At 63.3% G+C, this 21967-nt stretch carries 18 protein-coding genes; 8 read left to right on the top strand and 10 right to left on the bottom strand.

From position 1 onward, the window contains the following. The first annotated feature begins 40 nt into the window (after positions 1-40). Entirely contained in the window at positions 41-1045 is a 1005-nt protein-coding gene (locus BHD08_RS04845) for a DUF481 domain-containing protein (protein WP_015276031.1), read from the top strand. 75 nt (positions 1046-1120) lie between these two features. Here BHD08_RS04845 and BHD08_RS04850 read toward each other — a convergent pair whose 3' ends face one another. After that, the gene (locus BHD08_RS04850) at positions 1121-1879 is read right to left on the bottom strand and encodes an SDR family oxidoreductase (RefSeq protein ID WP_023444101.1); all 759 of its coding nucleotides are present in this window, start codon (positions 1877-1879) and stop codon (positions 1121-1123) included. Between the two features lie 100 nt (positions 1880-1979). On the opposite strand from BHD08_RS04850, the gene BHD08_RS04855 reads away from it, so the two are divergent. The 5 genes from BHD08_RS04855 (at position 1980) to BHD08_RS04880 (ending at position 5906) form a co-directional block, all read left to right on the top strand. Then, on the top strand, positions 1980-2687 hold the full coding sequence (locus tag BHD08_RS04855; protein WP_023444102.1) for a HugZ family protein: 708 nt from the start codon (positions 1980-1982) through the stop codon (positions 2685-2687). A gap of 131 nt (positions 2688-2818) precedes the next feature. Next, positions 2819-3277: an FxsA family protein gene (locus BHD08_RS04860; RefSeq protein ID WP_014819374.1), complete on the top strand. Its 459-nt coding sequence runs from the start codon at positions 2819-2821 to the stop codon at positions 3275-3277. 247 nt (positions 3278-3524) lie between these two features. Beyond that, positions 3525-3818, top strand: coding sequence for a co-chaperone GroES (locus tag BHD08_RS04870; protein WP_003294630.1), 294 nt, complete (start codon positions 3525-3527; stop codon positions 3816-3818). 49 nt (positions 3819-3867) lie between these two features. After that, the gene (gene groL, locus BHD08_RS04875) at positions 3868-5517 is read left to right on the top strand and encodes a chaperonin GroEL (protein WP_125021013.1); all 1650 of its coding nucleotides are present in this window, start codon (positions 3868-3870) and stop codon (positions 5515-5517) included. A gap of 167 nt (positions 5518-5684) precedes the next feature. Then, positions 5685-5906, top strand: coding sequence for a hypothetical protein (locus BHD08_RS04880; protein WP_125021014.1), 222 nt, complete (start codon positions 5685-5687; stop codon positions 5904-5906). 32 nt (positions 5907-5938) lie between these two features. Here the strand turns inward: BHD08_RS04880 and BHD08_RS04885 are convergent, their stop codons facing one another. From BHD08_RS04885 to BHD08_RS04915, 7 genes are all read right to left on the bottom strand, one after another. Continuing rightward, complete coding sequence (locus tag BHD08_RS04885) at positions 5939-8995, bottom strand: multidrug efflux RND transporter permease subunit (protein ID WP_125021015.1); 3057 nt, start codon at positions 8993-8995, stop codon at positions 5939-5941. Positions 8996-9063: 68 nt separating this feature from the next. After that, the gene (locus BHD08_RS04890) at positions 9064-10200 is read right to left on the bottom strand and encodes an efflux RND transporter periplasmic adaptor subunit (protein ID WP_125021016.1); all 1137 of its coding nucleotides are present in this window, start codon (positions 10198-10200) and stop codon (positions 9064-9066) included. Between the two features lie 225 nt (positions 10201-10425). Then, positions 10426-12048, bottom strand: coding sequence for a methyl-accepting chemotaxis protein (locus BHD08_RS04895; RefSeq protein ID WP_125021017.1), 1623 nt, complete (start codon positions 12046-12048; stop codon positions 10426-10428). Between the two features lie 81 nt (positions 12049-12129). Next, on the bottom strand, positions 12130-13224 hold the full coding sequence (locus BHD08_RS04900) for a DUF1513 domain-containing protein (RefSeq protein WP_125021018.1): 1095 nt from the start codon (positions 13222-13224) through the stop codon (positions 12130-12132). Positions 13225-13226: 2 nt separating this feature from the next. Next, positions 13227-14303 (bottom strand): imelysin family protein, encoded by a 1077-nt coding sequence (locus BHD08_RS04905; protein ID WP_125021019.1) that lies wholly within the window; start codon positions 14301-14303, stop codon positions 13227-13229. A 45-nt stretch (positions 14304-14348) separates the two neighbouring features. After that, entirely contained in the window at positions 14349-15767 is a 1419-nt protein-coding gene (locus tag BHD08_RS04910; RefSeq protein WP_125021020.1) for a di-heme oxidoredictase family protein, read from the bottom strand. 166 nt (positions 15768-15933) lie between these two features. After that, on the bottom strand, positions 15934-17268 hold the full coding sequence (locus BHD08_RS04915) for an imelysin family protein (protein ID WP_125021021.1): 1335 nt from the start codon (positions 17266-17268) through the stop codon (positions 15934-15936). A gap of 169 nt (positions 17269-17437) precedes the next feature. Here BHD08_RS04915 and BHD08_RS04920 point away from each other — a divergent pair, with 169 nt between their 5' ends. Together BHD08_RS04920 and BHD08_RS04925 are read left to right on the top strand one after the other, a co-directional pair. Beyond that, positions 17438-18010, top strand: a complete 573-nt coding sequence (locus BHD08_RS04920) for a LemA family protein (RefSeq protein WP_125021022.1) — start codon at positions 17438-17440, stop codon at positions 18008-18010. A 1-nt stretch (position 18011) separates the two neighbouring features. Further along, positions 18012-18905, top strand: a complete 894-nt coding sequence (locus BHD08_RS04925) for a GIDE domain-containing protein (RefSeq protein WP_125021023.1) — start codon at positions 18012-18014, stop codon at positions 18903-18905. Positions 18906-18919: 14 nt separating this feature from the next. On the opposite strand, the gene BHD08_RS04930 is transcribed toward BHD08_RS04925, so the two are convergent. Together BHD08_RS04930 and BHD08_RS04935 are read right to left on the bottom strand one after the other, a co-directional pair. Then, entirely contained in the window at positions 18920-19603 is a 684-nt protein-coding gene (locus BHD08_RS04930) for an MnmC family methyltransferase (protein ID WP_125021024.1), read from the bottom strand. 125 nt (positions 19604-19728) lie between these two features. Then, on the bottom strand, positions 19729-21789 hold the full coding sequence (locus BHD08_RS04935) for a bifunctional diguanylate cyclase/phosphodiesterase (protein WP_125021025.1): 2061 nt from the start codon (positions 21787-21789) through the stop codon (positions 19729-19731). Positions 21790-21967 lie beyond the last annotated feature (178 nt).

A 21967-nucleotide genomic window follows, 5' to 3' on the forward strand; every position in this document is an offset into this window, starting at 1 on the left:
CCAGCCTTTCAACCGTCTTCGACAGATTTGCAGCCCTCATATGCTCACCAGAACCCTGCTTTGCGCGACCCTTTGCGCCGTTGCCCTGCCATCGTTCGCCGACACCGTTTGGCTGAAGAACGGCGATCGCCTGACCGGCAAGATCAGCGTGCTCGACGGCGGCAAACTGCTTATCGAAACCGAATACGGCGGCTCTATTCCATTGAAGTGGAACCAGATCGCCACGCTGGAAAGCGACCGCAAGCTGCTCGTCAAACAGGACGACGTCTCCGGCGAAATCGCGCATTCGCTGCAGGCCTCCGATCCAGGCAAGGTCACCCTGGTCAACGGTGCCGCGCCGCGCACGGTGGAGCTGGCGAGCATCACCCAGATCATCCATCCCAAGCCGCTGATTCAGGATTTGACCTGGAAAGGCAACATCGACGTGGCGATGGATTACAAGCGTGCGGAAACCGATACGGATGATTACGACGTCTCCTTCGATACCAAGGCGCGTCATGGCCTGTGGCGGCACAACGGCACCGGCAACTACAACCGCGAATACCGCGACGGTGTGACCGTTACCGACAACTGGGACGCCGAGTACGCGCTGGACCGTTTCCTCGATCAGCACTGGTTCTGGCAGGGGCGCCTGAGCTACAAGCGCGACCAGATCGAAGACGTGCGCCGTCAGCGCACCATCGGTACCGGTCCGGGTTACCAGTTCTGGGACAACGAGCTGGGCGCATTCTCGCTGGCCGGGCTGATCAACCGCAGCGACTACGAGTTCGCCGATGGCGACAAGGAAAACTTCTACCTGGCCGCGGTCAAGTGGGATTACAACCGCTACCTGGTCGGCAAGACCTTCGAGCTGTTCAGTACCGGTGAGCTTGGCAAGCCGCTGGAAAACGTTGCTGACTACGCACTCGATGCCGAGGTTGGTTTGCGCTACAAGGTGACCGACTGGGCCTCGCTGAACATGAAGGCGCAGAAAGACATCATCAGCGGCGCCGACAACGACCTTGACGAGACACGCTACAGCATCGGTTTCGGGGTGGGCTGGTAAGCGAAACCCGCCGATTTGCACATATATAAAGAAGGCAGCCCGATGGCTGCCTTCTTTTTTTGGCCGACGACGCGGTCAGAGGCGCAGACCGCCGTCGAGTTCGAGAATGCGCCCAGTGTAATAGTCGTTCTCGAAGATGTACGCCACCGAATGGGCGATCTCGGCCGGCTTGCCCATGCGCCTGAGCGGGATGCCGGAGGTCATCTTCTCCAGCGCTTCGGGTTTCATGCTGGCAACCATCTCCGTCTCGATGAAGCCCGGCGCCACGCCCGCAACGCGGATGCCGTAACGCGCCAGCTCCTTGGCCCAGACCACTGTGGCCGAGGCCACGCCGGCCTTGGCGGCGGAGTAGTTGGTCTGGCCCATGTTGCCGGCGCGGGAGATCGAGGAGATGTTGATGATCGCGCCCTCGCTTTTGAGCTCGACCATCTTCGCCGCGACCTCGCGGGTGCAGAGGAACACTCCGGTCAGGTTGACATCGATCACCGCTTGCCACTGCGCCACGCTCATCTTGCTGATCTCGCCGTCCTTGACCTTGAGCAGCAGACCGTCGCGCAGGATGCCGGCGTTGTTCACCAGGCCATGCAGGCCGTCGAAATCCTCGGCAACGCGCGCAACCATGTCGCTGACCTGCTCTTCAATGGCGACGTTGCATAGGTAGGCGCGGGCGTCACCGCCAGCGGCCTTGCAGGCCGCGACCGCCTCATCCAGACGCTCCTGATTCAGGTCCACCAGTGCCAGCCGCGCGCCCTTGCTCGCCAGGTACTCGCCCATGGCGCGGCCGAGGCCCTGGCCGCCGCCGGTGACGATGATGACTTTGTCTTGAAGGTGCATGCCTATCTCCATGTGGTCGTTCTGCTGCGGGAACGACGCCCGCCGGGGAAACCGTTATGCTGGGCGCCCGTCGATCCGGACCCGTCTCGAGGAGCCTCAGGTGAGCGCCGAAGCCAGCAAGCATGCCCGACAACTCCTGCTCAAGGAATACCGCGGCGTGCTCTCCACCCATTCCCAGGCCATGCCCGGCTTTCCGTTCGGCTCGGTAGTGCCTTACTGCCTGGACGCCAATGGCTGGCCGCTGATCCTGATCAGCCGCATCGCCCAGCACACGCGCAATCTGAAGGCCGATGGGCGGTGCTCGCTGCTGGTCGGCGAACGCGGCGCCGAGGATGTGCAGGCGGCCGGTCGACTCACGCTGCTTGCCGAAGCCCGTCAGCTCGCTGAGCCCGCTGCAATCGAGTCGGCGGCACAGCGCTACTACCGCTACTTTCCCGAGTCGCGCGACTACCATCGTGTGCATGACTTCGATTTCTGGATGCTGGAGCCGGTGCGCTGGCGCTACATCGGCGGCTTTGGCGCCATTCACTGGCTGGACCACGTCGCGCTGGCCAATCCCTTCGCGATCGAAAGCGGCGAGGTGGAGCAGGGCATGGTCGAGCACATGAACGATGACCACGCCGCTGCCATCGCCCGCTATGTCGAACAGGCCGGGGTGCGTCAGAGCGCGCCAGCGCAAATGGTCGGGATCGATAGCGAGGGCTTCCATCTGCGTATCGGCCAGGCACTGCATTGGCTGGCGTTTCCGGAACCATGCGAAACGCCAATGGCGGTGCGCCAGGCGCTGGTTGCCATGGCGCGAGGTTGAGGGGATTCAGTTTCGCTTCAGCCGTGTCGCGCATAATCCGGTTACAGGCCGATTGTCACCCGGGTTGAATTAGACCCCTCCTGCCGCCATCTACAGAGGACTGGAAGCTGATCTTCCGTCAAGGACCATCGATGCGAATCTTCTTTGTACTGTTTCTGTTGTTTCCGCTGGCCGAGCTGTATGTGCTGATCAAGGTCGGCGGCTCCATTGGCGCGCTGGCGACCATCCTGCTGCTGGTGCTCAGTGGCATCGCCGGCATTCTGCTGCTGCGCCTGGCGGGTTTCGCCACCGCCTGGCGCGCCCGCGAACGTCTGGCCCGCGGTGAACTGCCCGAGCGCGAGATGCTGCAGGGGCTGATGATGGCCATTGGCGGTGGCTTGCTGTTCCTGCCCGGTTTCATCAGCGATGTGCTGGCGCTGGTTGTGCTTTTCCCACCGACACGCAACTTCCTGTTCCGCCAGATCAACCGGCGGATCGAGGCGCAGGTGCGCCGCCAGCGTGCTTTTGCCGACGATCTGCAGGCGCGCTCCAACCCGCAACGGCCGAATGTGATCGAAGGCGAGTGGGAGCGCAATGACCGCGACCGCTAAGCTGCTCAGCCGATAATCCGGCATGCCATCAGGCATGCCGGTTTCGTTTGTGGCCATGAAAATTTCATCTGCGCCCCTTGAAATGCACTTGAACGCCCGCATGTAGCGGACACCGCAAGGTCGCTGTCGTGTTCGACAGTCCGTCTTCTGCGGCTCGCATTGCGGGCCGCAACCGGCACCGCCGGATTTGCCCAACCCGCCGATGAAGATCATCGGCATGGAACAACTCTACTAGGAGAGATCGACAATGAAGCTTCGTCCTCTGCATGACCGCGTCGTGATTCGTCGCAGCGAAGAAGAAACCAAGACAGCAGGCGGCATCGTCCTGCCGGGCTCCGCTGCCGAGAAGCCGAACCGTGGCGAAGTCGTTGCTGTGGGTACCGGCCGCGTGCTGGACAACGGCGAAGTACGCGCCCTGGCCGTGAAGGTCGGCGACAAGGTGGTGTTCGGCCCTTATTCGGGTAGCAACACCGTCAAGGTTGACGGCGAAGACCTGCTGGTGATGAGCGAGAACGAAATTCTCGCTGTCGTCGAAGCCTGATCGCCCCGCGAATCTCCGTAAATAATTCACGAATTGAGGATCAATCAACATGGCTGCTAAAGAAGTCAAATTCGGCGACTCCGCACGCAAGAAGATGCTGGTCGGTGTAAACGTCCTGGCTGATGCCGTTAAAGCGACCCTCGGCCCGAAAGGCCGTAACGTCGTGCTGGAGAAGAGCTTCGGTGCCCCGACCATCACCAAGGATGGCGTTTCCGTTGCCAAGGAAATCGAGCTGAAGGATCGCTTCGAGAACATGGGAGCCCAGCTGGTCAAGGACGTTGCGTCCAAGGCCAACGACGAAGCCGGTGACGGCACCACCACCGCTACCGTTCTGGCCCAGGCCATCGTCAACGAAGGCCTGAAGGCTGTTGCGGCCGGCATGAACCCGATGGACCTGAAGCGCGGCATCGACAAGGCCACCATCGCCATCGTCGCCGAGCTGAAGAACCTGGCCAAGCCGTGCACCGACTCCAAGGCCATCGCCCAGGTTGGCACCATCTCCGCCAACTCCGACTCCTCCATCGGTGACATCATCGCCGAAGCCATGGAGCGCGTAGGCAAGGAAGGCGTGATCACCGTCGAGGAAGGTTCGGGTCTGGAGAACGAGCTGTCCGTCGTAGAAGGCATGCAGTTCGATCGCGGCTACCTGTCGCCGTACTTCATCAACAAGCCGGACACCATGGTCGCCGAGCTGGACAGCCCGCTGCTGCTGCTGGTCGACAAGAAGATTTCCAACATCCGCGAACTGCTTCCGGTGCTGGAAGCCGTTGCCAAGGCCGGTCGTCCGCTGCTGATCGTTGCCGAAGACGTCGAAGGCGAAGCCCTCGCGACTCTGGTGGTCAACAACATGCGCGGCATCGTCAAGGTTGCTGCAGTCAAGGCCCCGGGCTTTGGCGATCGCCGCAAGGCCATGCTGCAGGACATCGCCATCCTGACTGGCGGTACCGTGATTTCCGAAGAAGTCGGCCTGAGCCTGGAAACCGCTACCCTGGAGCACCTGGGTAACGCCAAGCGCGTCGTGCTGAACAAGGAAAACACCACCATCATCGACGGTGCTGGTCAGCAGGCCGATATCGAAGCCCGCGTTGCGCAGATCCGCAAGCAGGTCGAAGACACCACCTCCGACTACGACAAAGAGAAGCTGCAAGAGCGTCTGGCCAAGCTGGCCGGAGGTGTTGCCGTGATCAAGGTCGGTGCCGGTACCGAAGTCGAGATGAAAGAGAAGAAGGCCCGCGTTGAAGACGCCCTGCACGCGACCCGTGCTGCCGTCGAAGAAGGCGTGGTTCCTGGCGGTGGCGTTGCCCTGGTGCGCGCTCTGCAGGCCATCTCCGAGCTGAAGGGCGAGAACGAAGACCAGAACGTTGGTATCGCACTGCTGCGTCGCGCTGTCGAAGCACCGCTGCGCCAGATCGTCTCCAACGCCGGCGGCGAGCCAAGCGTAGTGGTCGACAAGGTCAAGCAGGGTGAAGGTAACTACGGCTTCAACGCCGCTTCCGACACCTACGGCGACATGATCGAGATGGGTATTCTCGACCCGGCCAAGGTGACCCGTTCGGCTCTGCAAGCTGCAGCGTCCATCGGCAGCCTGATGATCACCACCGAAGCGATGATCGCCGAAGTGGCTGACGACAAGGCCGCCGGCGGCATGCCGGACATGGGTGGCATGGGCGGTATGGGTGGCATGGGCGGCATGATGTAAGCCGACCGGCCCTTAGCTACAAAAAGAACCCCGCCTCGTGCGGGGTTTTTTTATGCCTGCTGAACAGTGGCGTCACAGGCCGTACATACCGTTCGTCCAAAATTGCACAGGAATTAAACAACTGAACTACGGTCAGTTAACTACTCGCTTAATCAAGGGCTTACGCCATGAAGCTGGAAATAGCTCGAGGATTGTTCCTGGTTGGCGCTCTGGGAGTGACCACGCTGTGCGTGGCGGCCTGGAATGAGCCCGGAGCGACGCTGGTGCAGAGCAGCGAAAGCCGCAGCTATTGCCCGGTGCCGCCTGGTGGGCACCCGCAGTTCGAGGCGATGCGGCCTGATCAGGATTTGTTGTTGTTGCTGTATGGCCTGTCCCAGGGCATGCGGTGAGCTGGAGGCTATCCTCGCAGGCCACACCGCACTCAGCCGGCGCTCGGTACGGCCGCCGTGGACGGGCTTTGGTCGGGCTTGGCCAGCAGGTCATAGACCGCCGGTAGCACGAACAGGGTGAACAGCGTGCCCACCGACATGCCGGTGGCAATCACCAGGCCGATGTCAAACCGGCTGACCGCGCCGGCCCCACTGGCGATGATCAGCGGCACCATGCCGAACACCGTCGCTGCTGTGGTCATTAGCACCGGCCGCAGGCGGATCGCCGCCGCTTCTTCCACCGCTTCGCGTCGACTCAGGCCCTGTTCGCGGCGCAGCTGATTGGCGAACTCGACGATCATGATGCCGTGCTTGCTGATCAGTCCGATCAGCGTCACTAGGCCCACCTGGGTATAGATGTTCATGCTCGACAGGCCAAGGAACAGCGGCACCAGCGCACCGCAAACCGACAGCGGCACGGTGACCAGGATCACCAGCGGATCGCGGAAGCTCTCGAACTGCGCGGCCAAGACCAGGAAGATCACCGCCAATGCCAGCGCGAAGGTCAGGTACAGCGCGTCGCCTTCCTGGATGTACTGGCGCGAGGCGCCGGCGTAATCGAAGCTGAAACCTTCGGGCGCTTCTTCGCGGGCGATGGTCTGCAGCGTTTCGATCGCCTCGCCCATGCTGACGATCGGAAAGCCCTGGATCATCGCGGCGTTGAGTTGCTGGAACTGCTTGAGCTGAGTCGGTCGGGCGCGATCGTGCACCTGGATCAGCGTCGACAGTGGAAGCATTTGGCCTTGCCCGTTGCGCACGTAGTAGTTGCTCAGCCAGTCCGGGTTGTCGCGGTAGGCGCGCTCGACCTGAGCGATGACCTTGTAGCTGCGGCCTTCGATGGTGAACCGGTTGATCTCCCCTTCGCCGAGCAGGGTGCTCAGGGTCAGGCCGAGGTCTTCCATGGATACGCTCATCTGCGCGGCCTTCTCGCGGTCGATCTCGACCACGATTTCCGGTTTGTCGAAGGCCAGGTCCACGTCGAGGAAGGCGAACTTGCCGGACTCCTCGGCGCGCTTGCGGATGCGCTCGGTCACCTGCAGCAGCGTCTCGTAGTCGTTGGCGGTGTTGATCACGAACTGGAAGGGCAGGCCTTCGCCAGTGCCCGGCAGCGAAGGCAGGTTGAAACCGAAGATCTGCAGGCCCGGCAGGCGATCGAGTTTGGCCTGCACCTCGGGAAGGATTTCCATCTGCGAGCGCTCGCGCTCGTCCCAGGGTTTGAGCAGGAAGCCGCCGATGCCGCTCTGCACGCCGTCGAAGCCGTTGATCTGGAACCAGGAGTAGTACTCCGGAAAGCTCTTGAAGATATCCAGGAACTGGTCGGTGTAGGCGTTCAGGTAGTCCAGGTTGGCGGTCTTCGGTGCGCTGGCCATCATGAAGACGATGCCCTGGTCCTCTTCCGGCGCCAGTTCGCTCTCGGTGAACATCAGCAGCACCGGAATCAGCGCCAGCACGAGCACGGCGAACACCAGTACCACCGGGCGGGTATTGAGGGTGCCGTGCAGCGCGTGCTGGTAACGCTGCTTGAGGCGTTCGAACAGTTCGTCCAGGCGATGGGCGAGGCCGCTGGGGTTCTCCTCATGGCGCAGCAGCTTCGAACACATCATCGGTGAAAGTGTCAGCGCCACGACTCCGGAAATCAGCACCGCGCCGGCCAGGGTCAGGGCGAACTCCTGGAACAGCGCGCCGGTCAGCCCCTGCAGGAAGCCGATGGGGGCATAGACCGCCGCCAGGGTGATGGTCATGGTCACCACCGGCATGGCGATTTCCCGTGCGCCGTCGATGGCCGCCTGGAACGGTGACTTGCCCTGTTCTATGTGCCGATGGATGTTCTCCACCACGACGATGGCATCGTCCACCACCAGGCCGATCGCCAACACCATGGCCAGCAGCGTCAGCAGGTTGATCGAGTAACCCATCGCCTGCATGAAGAACAGCACGCCGATCATCGACAGCGGAATGGTCACCACCGGAATCAGCACGGTGCGCAGCGAGCCGAGGAAGAGAAACACCACGACGATGACGATCACTGCGGCTTCGGCCAGGGTCTTCACCACCTCGTCGATGGAGGCCTGGATGAACTCGGTGGCGTCGTAGGCGATGGTCGCCTTCAGGCCCGGCGGCAGCTGTGCCTCGATCTGCGGCATGATCGCGCGCACTTCCTTGATCACGTCCAGCGGGTTGGCGCTGGGTGTGCCCTTGATGCCGATATAGACCGAGGGGATACCGTCGAACGAGCTGATCGAGTTGTAGCTTTCGGCGCCCATCTCCACCCGCGCCACATCACCCAGCAGAACGCGACTGTCGCCCTGCGTGCGCAGCGGGATGGCGGCGAACGCTTCCGGTGTCTTCAGCTCGGTGTCGGCGTTGATGCTGGTGACCACGTACTGGCCCTTCACTTCGCCGGCCGCCGAGAGGAAGTTGTACTTGCGCACCGCCTCGTTCACGTCGCTGGCGGAAACCCCATAGGCCGCGAGCTTCACCGGGTCCAGCCAGAGGCGCATGGCGAACACCTGGTTGCCGAGAATTTCCGCTTCGGCCATGCCCGGTAGCGTTGCCAGCTTGGGCTGGATGACCCGCGACAAGTAGTCGGTGATCTGCGGATTGCTCAGCTGGTCGCTGTAGAAGCTGATGTACATCAGCGCGGTGGAGTCGGCCGCCTGCTTGTTCAGCACCGGGTCCTCGGCATCCTGCGGCAGCTGGTTCTTCACCGAGTTGGCCTGGCTCAGCAGCTCGGTGTAGAGGCGATCCGTGTCGGCGCCAATACGCGCATAGACCGAGATCACCGAGGCGTTCTGCTGGCTGACCGAGGTCATGTAGTCGACGCCTTCGGCGCTGGCCAGACTCTGCTGCAACGGCTGGGTGATGTAGCCCTGGATGGTCTCGGCGTTGGCGCCGGGGTAGGCGGTGGTCACCGTGATCAGCGCACTTTCCATCTGTGGGTACTGACGGATGGTCAGGCTGTTGAAGGCCTGGATGCCGAGCAGCACGATCAGCAGGCTGATGACGCTCGCCAGCACGGGGCGGCGGATGAAGGGGTCGGTGAACGCCATGGGAAGTCCCTGGAACCTTGTCTGAGTCTGCTGTGCGTCGGGCCTGCCGCGTGAGGAACAGGCTTTTTCTATTCGGTCGCCGGCTGCTGAGAGCCTTCCAGCTTGAGCGTGCGGCTTTCGGCGATGGCGACATGGGTGCCGCTGTCCAGCTTGAGCTGGCCGGCGGTTATCACCTGTTCGCCGCCCTCCAGGCCGTCGAGGACGACCGTCAGTCCGTCGCGCCGCTCGCCGGTGGTGACGAAGCGGCGCTCGACCACCAGGTAGGGCTCGTCGCTGCTGACGCCTTCCGGCGGCGTGCCCTCGGTCACCAGCAGCACCGAGTTGCCATACAGGGTGTAGGTGATGGCGGTTTCCGGGACCACCACCTGGGCGGTTTCGGTCGGCAGCAGCACCTGCAGGTCGGCAAACATGCCGGGCAGCAGACGTCCGTCCGGATTGCCCAGTTCGGCGCGCACCTGAACGTTGCGGGTAGTGGTTTCCACCTTCGGGTTCAGCGCGCTGATCACGCCTTCGAAACGTTCGCCGGGATAGGCGGCGACCTGTAGCTGCACTCGCTGGCCGAGCTTCAGCAGCGGCACATGCTGCTCGGCCAGGAAGAAGTCGACGTACAGCGTGGTCAGGTCCTGAAGCGTGGCGATCGGCGTGCCGGCGGCGATGTAGTCGCCGACATCCACCTGACGGATGCCGATGGTGCCGGAGAAGGGCGCCAGGATGCGCTTCTTCGACAGACTGGCGCGCAGCTGCGCGACGCTGGCCGCGGCCTTCTGCGATTCGGCATTGAGCCGGTCGTACTCGCTGCGCGAAATGGCCTGGCGATCCAGCAGGCTACGCGCACGCTGGAATTCCACACGAGACAGATTGAGGTCCGCTTCGGCACTGGCCAGGCTGGCGCGTTCCATCTCGCTGTCCAGCAGCACGATAGGCTGCCCCTTGCTGACCTTTTCACCAGACTGGAACTGCACATCGGTAATCGTCCCGGCGATCTCGACGCTGAGGTCGATGCCCTGGGAAGCCCTGAGCGTACCGATTGCCGGCAGACGGCTCTGCCAGTCCATGCGTCGGGCGAGCTCGGTCTCGACATCGATCGCCGGCTTGGGTGCCTGGAACTGCTGGATCTGTTGGTAGATGGAATTGAACTTGAGCGCGGCGAGGATCGCAACGACGACGACCACCGCGCCCAGCATGAACAGCATGCGGCGCAACATTTTCCGATTTCCTTGGAGATGTGAGCCGGCTGTCTACTGCCGTGATCGAGGCAGCCGTTCGAACGGTCCGATCATCGTCGCGATGGACGATCGCTGGCGCTGGCGCAGCTGGATCGGGGAGGGAGGAACTTAGCCCCGAATCGGAGGCAAGTAAAGGGGGACAGGGGGCGGAAGACCAGTGAAATGCGGGGCGGGCGACAGACTGTCAGCCCGCCCCGCTGACCGTCAGCCGGCGAGGCGTTGGGTGACTTCGGTCAGTTGCGCCGACAGCCCGTGGAGGTTCTGGCTGGCCGTTTCGGTGCGCTCGACGTTTTGCTGGTTGATGGTGGCGATCGAGGTGATCTCGGTGATGTTGCGCGAGATGTCTTCGGCGACAGCAGTCTGCTCCTCGGCAGCGGTGGCGATCTGGCGGTTCATGTCACGGATGGCTTCTACCGCTTCGGTGATGCGCTGCAGCATCAGACCGGCCTCGGTTACCTGGCCGACGCCCTGTTCACTGCGGGCCTGGCCGCTCTCGATGGCGCGCACGGCATTGCTCGCGCCGGTCTGCACGGTATCGATGATCTGGTGAATCTCGGCGGTGGACTCGGCCGTGCGCTGCGCCAGGGTGCGCACTTCATCGGCGACCACGGCAAAGCCGCGTCCGGCATCGCCCGCACGGGCCGCCTCGATGGCGGCATTGAGCGCCAGCAGATTGGTCTGGTCGGCGATGCCGCGGATCACTTCCAGCACCTTGCCGATGCGGCCGCTGTCGCCTTCCAGGCGGCGAATGACCTCAGCGGTGCTGGCGATCTCGCCGCTCACGTCGGTGATGGTGGCTATCGTGGCGCGCATCACCGCTTCGCCCTGTTGTGCCGAATGGTCAGCGGCATCAGCGGCCTGCGCCGCTTCGGCAGCGTGTCGCGATACCTCCTGGGCGGTGGCGGACATCTCATGCATCGCCGTGGCGACCTGGTCGGTACGCGAGAACTGCTCGCGAGTGCCGTCTGCCATCAGCCTGGCGATGGCGCTCAGCTCGCCGCTGGCGCCGTCGAGATTGGACGTGCTCTGCTGCAGGCGGGTGAAAGTATCGGCGAGAAAATCGCGCAGCACGTTGGCGGCGACGGCCAGGCGGCCCAGTTCGTCGGCGCGGCTGGCATCCACACGGTCGGCAAACTTGCCCTGGCTGAGACGTGCAATATGTTCGATCAGGCTGCGGATCGGCTCGATGATCTGTCGGTTGACCAGCCACAGGGCGAACAGCGCCACCAGCAAGGCGGCCAGAATCATGATGATCGGCCCGAGCACAGCGGTGTTCGCGGCATCAGCCCGGATGGCTTCCGCGCGCTGTTTGGCGGCTTTGTGCTGCTGGTCGACCAGCTCGCTCAGCTGCGCGCTGGTGGCGCGGTCGATACCGGCTACCGCGGCATCCCCAGCGAGAGGATCGCTGTCAGCCGCGATGTAGGCATCCAGACCCTTGCGGTAGGCAGCTCCAAGGGTGCGATGCTCGTTGCGCAGGCGCTCGATCTGGCTGGCCAGCGCCGGCTCGTCGGCGCTTAGCACAAGCAGGTCGCCAAGGGTCTTCTGCACCTTGGCTTCCTGGGCTTCGAACTGGCTCCAGTGACGCTCGCGGGCACCGGACTGCTTGCCGCGCAGCAGCACGTTTTTCCACTCCTGGACCTGCACCTTGAATTCAAGGTTGGCTTCGTCGATCAGTTGCAGCTCTTCCAGCGGGCCGTCGAGCAGCGCCTGGAAATTGTCGATATTGCTGCTGAGCAGGCGGATGCAGGCGAGCGCAATCAGCACTGTGAGCAGCAGGCTACCGCCGATCAGCGCGAGAATCTGCGCGCGCAGGGACTTCTGGAACATGGGCAAGGCCTCGTATGAAAAACTCGATGAGGCATCCCTGCCGTAGCCTGCATGCATCGGCGGTGTGGTGCGTTTCTTGAGCTAGACGATGCGTAAATGGTTGTCCCAGAGCCCGGCCGGCAACTCCAGCGGCGTGCTGGCGATGCCTTGGCCACGGCAATCGAACAGGCGGCAACGACCCTGTCCGGAACTGACCACGAAGCCCTCAGTGACTGCCGCGACGCCAGCGCAGTCGGGCAGGTGGGCTTCCTGGCGTAGCTCGGTACTGTCCAGATCCCAGATGAAGACCTTGTTACCTCGTGGTGCGGTTACCGCCAGCAGGCGCAATTCGTCATGAATGGCGAGGCTCGCGGTGTACTGGTTCATGATCTGCCGCTGCCTTTCGCCCAGCGGGAAGTGCTGGAAGGCCTGCCCGGGCCGCTTGATCGCCAGCAGCGGTACGCGGTCCATGGCATCGCCCTCGTACTGCTGGCCACTGACGATGGTGCCGTCGGCGGCGATCGCAAGATGACGCACGCTGTTCATCCGCTCCGGCAGCTGTTCCTTGCTGATCAGGCGGCCGTCGCGGCGCAGCAGCACCAGGCTCGGCTCCATGGCATCGAGATTCATCATCGCGCGGCTGTCCGCCTCGGTGCGGATGCCGCCGTTGGCAACCACCAGGGTTTCGTTGTCCGGCATCCACAGGAGCTGATGCGGGCCGATACCGTGGGTCGTGTGTTCGCCGACGCGCACCAGCTGTCGATCTTCCAGGCGGTAGACACCGAGCACGCCACGGCCGGCATCGGCGGTGTCGTTCTCGGTGGTGTAGAACCATTCACCATCCTGGTGAAACACGCCATGACCGTAGAAATGGCGATGTGGCGGCGACGCCAGCACCTGCAACAGCCGACCGTCACGCGAATCGATCAGATAGCTTTCGCGGCTCGGGCGACGCCCGACGAATACTGCGAGCGGCAGATAAGGATGCGGGTAGACATCGTGGCAGCGCTCGGCGACCGGCGTGGCGAATACCTGACTGCCGTCGAGACGATAACCGACGGCGTAATGCTTGCCGTCCTTGTCGTTGCGTGCCGACAGCAGCACCGACTGGTCACCCTGACGGGTCAGTGTCCAGCCGGCAATGCCGCCGGCTGCAAACATGGCGCCGGTCAGGCCAAGCAGGGTTCGGCGCCTCATGCTCAGTCTCCGTCGTGCGCGTTGAAACCGATTTGCACGCCAAGGGCGCGGGCCAGGTCCAGCTGATGCAGGCGATGCAGGCCGTCGATGCGCTTGTACAGCGCGTCGAGCTCGCCCCGCCCCGCCTCGTTACCCAGCAGCTCGCCGAAGGGTTGCTGCATGCCTGTCAGCTGCTGCAACAGCTCGTGATAAGCGGCGTCGATGCGCTGGGCCAGATCTGCCTGCTCGGCGCTGAGCAGCTTGCGCAGGCCGTTCTCGTTGGCGCCCAGCCACAGGCTTTCGGCACCCTTGATCGCTGAGGTGATGTTGGCCAGTGTCGTGTCGCTGCGCCAGCCTTCGGCCTGATAGGGCTGCGGATGGCCCTTGGTCTGGCGGCCGAGGGGGGCGCCAAGCTTCTTCTTCAGGCCATCGAGTGCGGCGACCTGAACGCGCAGCAGCTCGGCGATCGCTTCACTCGGCTCGGCGTAGCGCTCATTGGGAAAATGGCGCAGTTGGTCGGCCACACCGTCCTTGTCCTGCCATTGCTGCAGCACGCTGGCGGCAAGCTGCTGCTGGTGCTCGCCGATCGCCGTAAGCAGCGGGCAATAGCGCTGCTTGGTAGCCGCATCGTCGAGGGAGATGCTCTTATCGAAAAGGATGTACTCGTAGGCGCTAAGACCCTGGACCACGACGCTGGCGCCGTCCAGGTCGGCCTGGGTGAGGTCGGGTTTGCTGTTGAGCAATGCGCTGACCTGGCGCGCGACGAGATTCTTCTTGTCCGGCCAGAACTGCACCTGCCAGGCCAGGTTGCCTTCGCCCATTGGGCCGATCAGCAGCGGCTGCAGGCCGGCCCAGGCGGTCTGCGCATGCACGAAGGCTTCGCGCGCTTCCTCGGTGGTCTGGTTGTCGGCGCAATAGGCGATTGCGCTCGCGGCGAGGCGGCGGTCGGCTTCGGCCCACTGGCTATAAGTCGGCAGCAGTACGCCATCGGTCAGCGCCTTGCTGGTTTCGGCGCGCGGGTCAGCCGGGGTGCAGGCGCTCAGCAGCAGGGCGGTCAGCAGGCCGCCGCTGGCGATGCGCAGGGAGTAGGAACGGATCATGGTGTCCTCATAGGCTTTAGCGCGGAAAGCTGGATTGAATGGTATTCAGAGCGATTCGAGGAAGCTCAGCAGCGCGTTGCGTTCTTCCTGGTTGAAGCCCAGTACGACCTGGCGGGCTTTCTCTGCTTCGCCGCCGTGCCAGAGTATCGCTTCGAGCAGATTGCGGGCGCGGCCGTCGTGCAGGAATTGGCTATGCCCGCTGACCGTCTGGGTCAGGCCGATCCCCCATAGAGGCGCGGTGCGCCACTCACGGCCGCTGGCCTCGAACTCGGGGCGGTGATCGGCCAGGCCTTCGCCCATGTCATGCAGCAGCATGTCGGTGTAGGGGCGGATGAGCTGGTTGGCCAGCTCCGGTTCCGCTGCGTCGGCGGCGGTGGTGAACTGCGGTACATGGCAGCTCTGACAGCCGGCACGGTGGAACAGCGTCTTGCCGGCGAGCACCTGCGGATCGCCGACGTTGCGCCGCGCCGGCACGCCGAGATTGCGGGTGTAGAACAGTACCTGGGCAAGGATATTGTCACTCACTTCCGGCTCGCCGCCGTCAGGCATGGCGCGGCACTTGGTCTGCCGCTCGGTGCAGCTGCTGCCACTGAACAGGCTACTGGACAGCCCCATGTCGTTGAAGAAGGCGTCGGCGTTCTGCTGATTCAGGCTCGGCTGGCCGGCCTTCCAGCCGAAGCGACCCATCACGGTTTGCCGGGTGGTTTGGTCGAAAACCCGGTTCGGGCGCCCGGAAATGCCGTCGCCGTCGCGGTCATCGGGGTCGGCATTGGCCAGCAGCGCCTCCTCGGGGATCGCTTCGAGCAGGCCGAGGCCGATCATCGGCGGCGCAATGCGCAGCGACATCTGGGTATCCGGCTGCATATCGCCGTAGCCCAGTTCGCTCAGCTCGATGATCGGTTTGCGTAATTCGATCTCGGTACCGTCGGCAAACTGCACACGCTCGCTCGAATAGCGCAGACGTACCTTGCCCTCCGGCGCGACGCCGGGAACCGCCATGTCCTGCAGCTGGCCGCCATAGCTCGGCTCGGGGGCGATGCCGCGCTCGCGGACGACCTCGGCGTGCTCTGGCCCCGCCGGAATCGACAGCCGCACCAGCATCGAGACGGCGCTTGCCGCATCCGGCGCCGGCGGGTGTCCGCGGCCGTCCTTTATATGACAGTTCTGGCAGGCGTTGGTGTTGAACAACGGGCCGAGGCCGTCGCGCGCCGTGGTGGACGCGGGGGCGATGACCCAGGGGTTGCGGAAGAAGCTGTTGCCGACGCTGAAGTCGAGCCGACGTGTCGGCGCGAGGTTGGCCGAAGGCATGGAGAAGGCGTTCTGGTCGAACTTCATGACCGTGGTGGTGCCGCCCGAGAGGGCTTCGCCGGGTTCGGCCTGTTCGAAGCGCGGCGTTTCATCGGTGCCGCAGGCGGCCAGAGCCAGGGCCAGCAACGGAAAGAGGCGGCGAAACAGCGGGCGCATGGGGAATACCTGCGGAGCGTGAATTAAGCCGCGCGATCTTAGCAGGCTAATCGAAATTGAATAAGAGGGATTTGCATTTGCGTGGAGGCTGCAGCATTGCGCACTGGCACTTGGCGTGGATCCAAGGGGGACACGGGCGCAGGGGCTGCGCCCGTGTCAGAGCTAATCAGAACTCGTGATCGGCAGTGTCGGGGTTGAGATCGCTGATGCCGAGAGCGGCGGCGGCCTGTTCGATGGAGGCGGTCTGCTTCACCAGTGCGGCGATGGCGTTACGCACCTTTTCCTGGCCTTCGGCGTTGTCCGCCGCGATCAGTTGGTCGAAGGCTTCGCCATTGTTGGCGCTTTCAACCAGCACCTGCAGCTTGGCTTCGGTGGTTTCCAGGTCGGTCTTCAGCGTGCTGTCCACTTCAGGGCTGACACCCTGCACCAGCGAGGCGAGGCTTGGGCCGGTCAGGGTGCTGCCGTCGACGCGCTTGTACTCGCCCAGATAAACGTTGCGAATGCCGCGAGCGTTGAAGAAGTGCGAGTTGTGCGTGTTGTCGCTGAAGCAGTCGTGCTCGTCCTCGGTGGAGTTGGCCTCCAGCGCGACCTTCATGCGCTCGCCGGCCAGTTCACCGAGCGACAGGCTGCCCATGCCGAAGAGCATCTTGCGCAGGCCGTTTTCGCCCGATTCGGCTTCCAGGCTGGCGCGGTAGTTCTCGGCGCCCGGCTGCCACTGTTCGACCATTTCCTGCAGATCGCTTACCAGCAGGTCGGTGGCGACTTTCAGGTAGGTGCGGCGACGCTCGCAGTTGTCGCCGGTGCAGCCTTCGCCCACGACGTAGTCGGTATGCGGACGCTCGCCGGCGCCCGGACCAGTGCCGTTGAGGTCCTGGCCCCAGAGCAGGAACTCGATGGCGTGGTAGCCGGTGGCGACGTTGGCCTCGGAGCCGGCCAGTTCGTTGAGACTGGTCAGCAGCTCGGCGGTGATCTCGCTGGTGTCGATCTTGTCTTCGCCGATCTGCAATTCGGTATTGGCGATGATGTTGGCGTTGGCGCCGGGGTTGCCGAGGGCGTGCTGGTAGTCACCTTCGACGTAGTCGATCAGGCCTTCGTCGAGCGGCCAGGCATTGAGCTGTCCTTCCCACTCATCGACCACCGGGTTGCCGAAGCGGAACACTTCGCTCTGCATGTACGGAACGCGAGCGGCCAGCCAGGCCTGGCGAGCGGCCTGCAGGGTTTCTTCGCTGGGGTTGGCGAGCAGCGCATCGATGGCCTGCTGGAGTTGCACCGCGGTGCTGTGGGCATCGCTGAACACAGCCAGGGCCAGATCGGCGTAGTGGCTGACCACGGCCTTGGCAGCCTTCTCGTCCGGCTTCTGCGCCTGTTCTGCCGGCACGCTCTCGGTTGTGCTTTGCGGTGCAGCGGTCTGGTTGGTCGGTGTCTTGTCTTCACCGCAACCGGCGAGCGAGATAGCCACAGCGAGAAGGCTGGCGGTTGCCCAGATGGGGGTGCGTAGCATGTGCGGGTTCCTTTGCGTGCGAATGAACGAAGCCGAGTGCTGCTCGGAAGCGCTCAATAATGCGAAAGATTTTCATTTTGTGCAAAGCCAATGCGTGCACGGCCTCTCTCTTCCGTGTCAGCGCAACCGGTAGAATGCTGGCGTTTTGAAGCCAAGGTATGGAGATGTCATGAGCCTGAGCGCGGTGGTTGTGCTGGTGGTGCTGTTTCTCGTCGCCGCCTATGCGGTGATCCTCTACAACGGCCTTGTGCGGCTCAAGCATGGCGTCGGCAAGGCGTGGGCGAACATTGACGTGCTGCTGCGCCAGCGCCATGAAGAGCTGCCCAAGCTGGTGGAAACCTGTCGGCAGTACATGCAACACGAACGCAACACGCTGGAGCAGGTGATCAGCGCGCGCAACGCGGTGTCCAGTGCTCGGGAGCAAGGCGACGTCGGTGCGCTGGGACAGGCCGAGACCGGCCTGCGTGTTGGGTTGGGGCGGCTGTTCGCGCTGGCTGAGAACTACCCTGAGCTGAAGGCCAACGACAGTTTCCGCCATCTGCAACAACGCATCAGTGGGCTTGAAAGCGGCATCGCTGACCGCCGCGAGCTGTACAACGAGGCGGTAAACCTGAACAACGTGCGCATCGAGCAGTTCCCCGATGTGCTACTGGCCCGGGCGTTCGGCTTCAAGGAGGCCGCGCTGTTGCAGTTCAGCGAGGCGGAGAAGGCCGACGTCGATCTGAAGGCGCTGTTCGGCTGAAATGGATCTCGGCCAGTTTTTCAGCCTCGCGCTGGCTGCTGCGCTGTGCATCGGTGGTGCCTGGATCTGCATCGGGCGCTGGTCGCGCGCACGGCATCTGCTCGATACCCCGACGTCACGCATCCGCTCGGCGGCGCAGGGCTATGTCGAGCTGGTCGGCATTCTGCGTGAGCTGGGCGTGCCACAACCCATCGCGCCGCTTACCGGTGAGCATTGCCTCTGGTGGCGCTACTGCATCGAAGAGTATCGCTCCAATGGCAAGCGCAGCAGCTGGAATGTGCTGGAGCGAGGCACCAGCGAGGCCTGGTTGCGCCTGGCCGATGCCACCGGCGAGTGCCTGATCGACCCGCGTGGCGCCGATGTGCATCCTGCTTTTCGCAAGGTCTGGACCGGCAGCCTGCGCCACCCCCGTGGCGTCGCGCCAAGTGGCTGGCTGGGCCTGCTCAGTAGCGGCAAACGCTATCGCTACACCGAGGAACGGCTACACGAGGGTGAACCGCTGTATGCGATCGGCGACTTTCGCACCACCGGCGGCGGTCGTCACGGCCTCGATCTCTCATCAGCCAAGCGTGAAGTGATCCGGCAGTGGAAGGGTGACTACGCCGGTTTGCTGCAGCGTTTCGATAGCAACGCCGACGGGCTGCTCGACGAGCAGGAATGGAATCGCGTCCACTTGGCCGCGCGGCTCGAGGCAGAGGACCGTCATCGCCAGAGCAGCGCTGCTCCGGAACAGCATCAATTGGCTCGCCCCAATGAAGCGTTGCCCTTCGTGCTGTCCAGTCATGGTGAGGAGGTCATTACCCGGCGTTTCTACTGGCAGGCAGCGGGAGGCGCGGCGATGTGCCTGGTGGGCGCCGTATGGCTTGCAATGCAGCTGGGTATAACCGCCTGGTAACCGCCAGCCGCCGCTCAGCGCTTGCGCTTTTCAGCGATCCAGATGGTGTGGCGTGTGCCGCGGTTGCCATGAGCGAACACCTGCACTTCCTCGGCCTTGAAACCAGCCTTGGCAAGCTTGTCGGAGAAAGCCCGGTCGGCGCTTGCCGACCACACGGCGAGCACGCCGGAGGGGCGCAGTGCGCGGGCGCAGGCGTTCAGACCATCCAGTGAATAGAGCCAGCTGTTGCTCTTCTGCGTCAGGCCTTCGGGACCGTTGTCCACGTCCAGCATGATTGCATCGAAGCCCTGAGGCTGCTGTTGCAGCAGTTCGGCGACGTCCTGATTGAGCACCTGGCTGCGGCGGTCGCGCACAGGATGTCCGGACTTCGCGCCGAGCGTGCCGTGGTTCCACTCGATCACCCCCGGCACCAGTTCCGCTACCAGTACCTCGGCATCAGGTCCCAAATGGCGCAGGGCGGAAGCCAGGGTAAAGCCCATGCCCAATCCACCGATCAGGACGCGTACCTGCGGCCGGCCGGCGATCCGCTTGCAGGGAATCTCCGCCAACGCGTCTTCCGAGCCGTGGGTACGGGTGTTCATCAGCTGGTTGCCGTTACCGCCCTGGATCTTGATGACGAAGTCATCGCCATATTCGAACAGGCACAGGGCGCCACCGGTGGGGATCGCAGCGGTGTCCAGAAGTACGAAACGTTTCATCGAGGGCTCGTCGCAGGCCGCGGATGGCGAAAAGGGGCGGGAAGTGTGGCCGAAGTCCCTGCGGCTGGCCAGCGTTTGGGCTCGTGAGCCAAATGATTAAGATGGCGAGGACTTGCTGACCTGATCTAGCGGAATTCGGAGTTGACAGCCCGGTCGAACGGCGCCGACTGACGCAGCAGCAGGTCGAGATCGCGAGCCGGCAGCGGCTTGCTGTAATAGTACCCCTGACCCTCCTGGCACCCTTCGGCGATCAGGTAGGCTTCCTGCGCCGGCGTTTCAACACCCTCGGCGATCACCGTCATGCCCAGGCTCTTGCCCAGCTGGATGACCGCTCGGACGATGGTCGCGCCTTCGTCCTGACCGATGTCCTGAACGAAGCTCTTGTCGATCTTGATCTTGTCCAGCGGCAGGCTCTTGAGATAGCTGAGCGAGGAATAACCGGTACCGAAGTCATCGATCGCAATCAGCGCGCCGGAACGCCGCAGGCTGTGCAGGTTGTTCGCCGCGGCATCGATGTCCTCCATCAGCCCGGTTTCGGTGACCTCCAGCTCAAGGGTTTCGGCGGGCAGCTGATGCTTGTGCAGCAGCTCGCCGATCATCGCTGGCAGCTGCGGATGACGCAGTTGCACCGTGGAAAGGTTCACCGCCACGCGAAGGCCGGTATGACCCTGAGCGTGCCATTGCCGTAGCTGGCTGCACGCCTGATCGAGCACCCACTGGCCGATCTCGATGATGCTGCCGTTCTGCTCGGCCAGCGGAATGAACAGATCTGGCGGTACCAGTTTGCCCTGCGGGTGCTTCCAGCGAATCAGCGCCTCGACGCCGGTGATGCGGTTGTGCCGGTAATCCACCTGCGGTTGGTAGACCAGATGAAACTCGTTGCGCTTGAGCGCTTCGCTGAGATCCTTCTCCAGCTCCCGGCGGGCGCGCATCTCGCTGTCGATACTGGCAACATAAAACTGGTAGCGGTTGCGCGAGCGGCTCTTGGCCAGGGTCATGGTCTGCTCGGCCTTCTGCAGCAGCTTCTCGGTGTTATCGCCATCTTCCGGATAAAGCGTGATGCCGATGGTCGCACGCAGCCGAATCGGGTGGCCGTCCAGCTCGATCGGGTTCTCCAGATCGTCGAGCACCGCCTGGGCCAGCTCGGCGGCCTCGTAGGGTTGCTCGATGCCACTCAGTACCAGCACGAACTGGTCGCCGCCCAGCCGCGCAAGCGCGCCCAGGCGCGTCTCCGAGGCGCGTAAACGATCGGCCAGAGCCTGCAGCATGTAGTCGCCGGCCTGGTAGCTGTACTGCTCGTTGACGCCCTTGAAGTCATCAAGGCCCAGGCAGAGCACGGCGATACGTCGCTGCAGGCGGCGCGCTTCGTCGAGGATATGGTCGAGCTGACTCTGCAGTTGCTGGCGGTTGGGCAGACCGGTCAGTGAGTCGTACTGGGTCAGGCGATGCAGGCTGCTTTCGGCCTCCTGACGCAGATGCATATTGTGTTCGATGGAGGCGAGCAGGCCGTTGGCTGTTTCCACCCAGAGGCCCAATTCGTTGCGCTCGTGTCCCCTGATCATCGGCAGCTTGTGTTCGCCGGGCCGGTCGGGATTGATCTGCGCGAGGTGCTCGATGAGCTTGGTCAACGGACGGGTCAGCAGCCACTGGTAAATCAGAAAGAGCACAAAGCCGAGGGTCAGCGCGCGCAGGAGGCCAAGGATGAAGATGACGACGGAGTCGTTGACGAATTCCTGGCCATATTGGGCGGTATCCAGGGTAATGCGCAGTTCGCCGTAGTACTCGTTGTAGGGCGGCTTGCCGACCAGCGGGATCGAGAACTGCTGGTCGCGACCAAGAATCGGATCGGTCAGCCAGCGGGTCGGCAGGCTGATGGGAGGTCTGATCTTCAGCGCCAGCATGCCTTCATCCGGATGGCCGATCGATGCCATGCGAATCGATTCATGCTGAAACAGGCCTTCCATCACCTGGGCGCCCATCTCCCGGTCGAGGCTGTAGATCGCCTGCGTGGAGGGGTCGCGCGTCATACGCAGGATGCGCTGGGCATCGGCCTCGATCAGCTGGCGCGTCTTGTACGCGCCGAAGATGATCTGCGCGCAGCTGAGTACCAGTCCTACCGCCAGCGCCGATAGCAGGACGACACGCAGGAGTTTACGCGACAGGCTATTGCGTATTTCCAGCTTCAAATGAAGGTCCTTTTCCGTGCCGACGCCCGGTCGCAGAAATGTTGATAGTCATTCGGCAATCGTCAAAGAGGCCGTTAACCCCGGGATTCGCAGCGTAAGCACGTGCGGCACCTCGCTGGATGCAAGGGCAATCCCGTATTACTAAGCAAAGATAGCGTATTGAATCATTTCACGGAGA

The organism is Pseudomonas sp. SCT (assembly GCF_003864275.1).
GTDB lineage: Bacteria > Pseudomonadota > Gammaproteobacteria > Pseudomonadales > Pseudomonadaceae > Stutzerimonas > Stutzerimonas stutzeri_AE.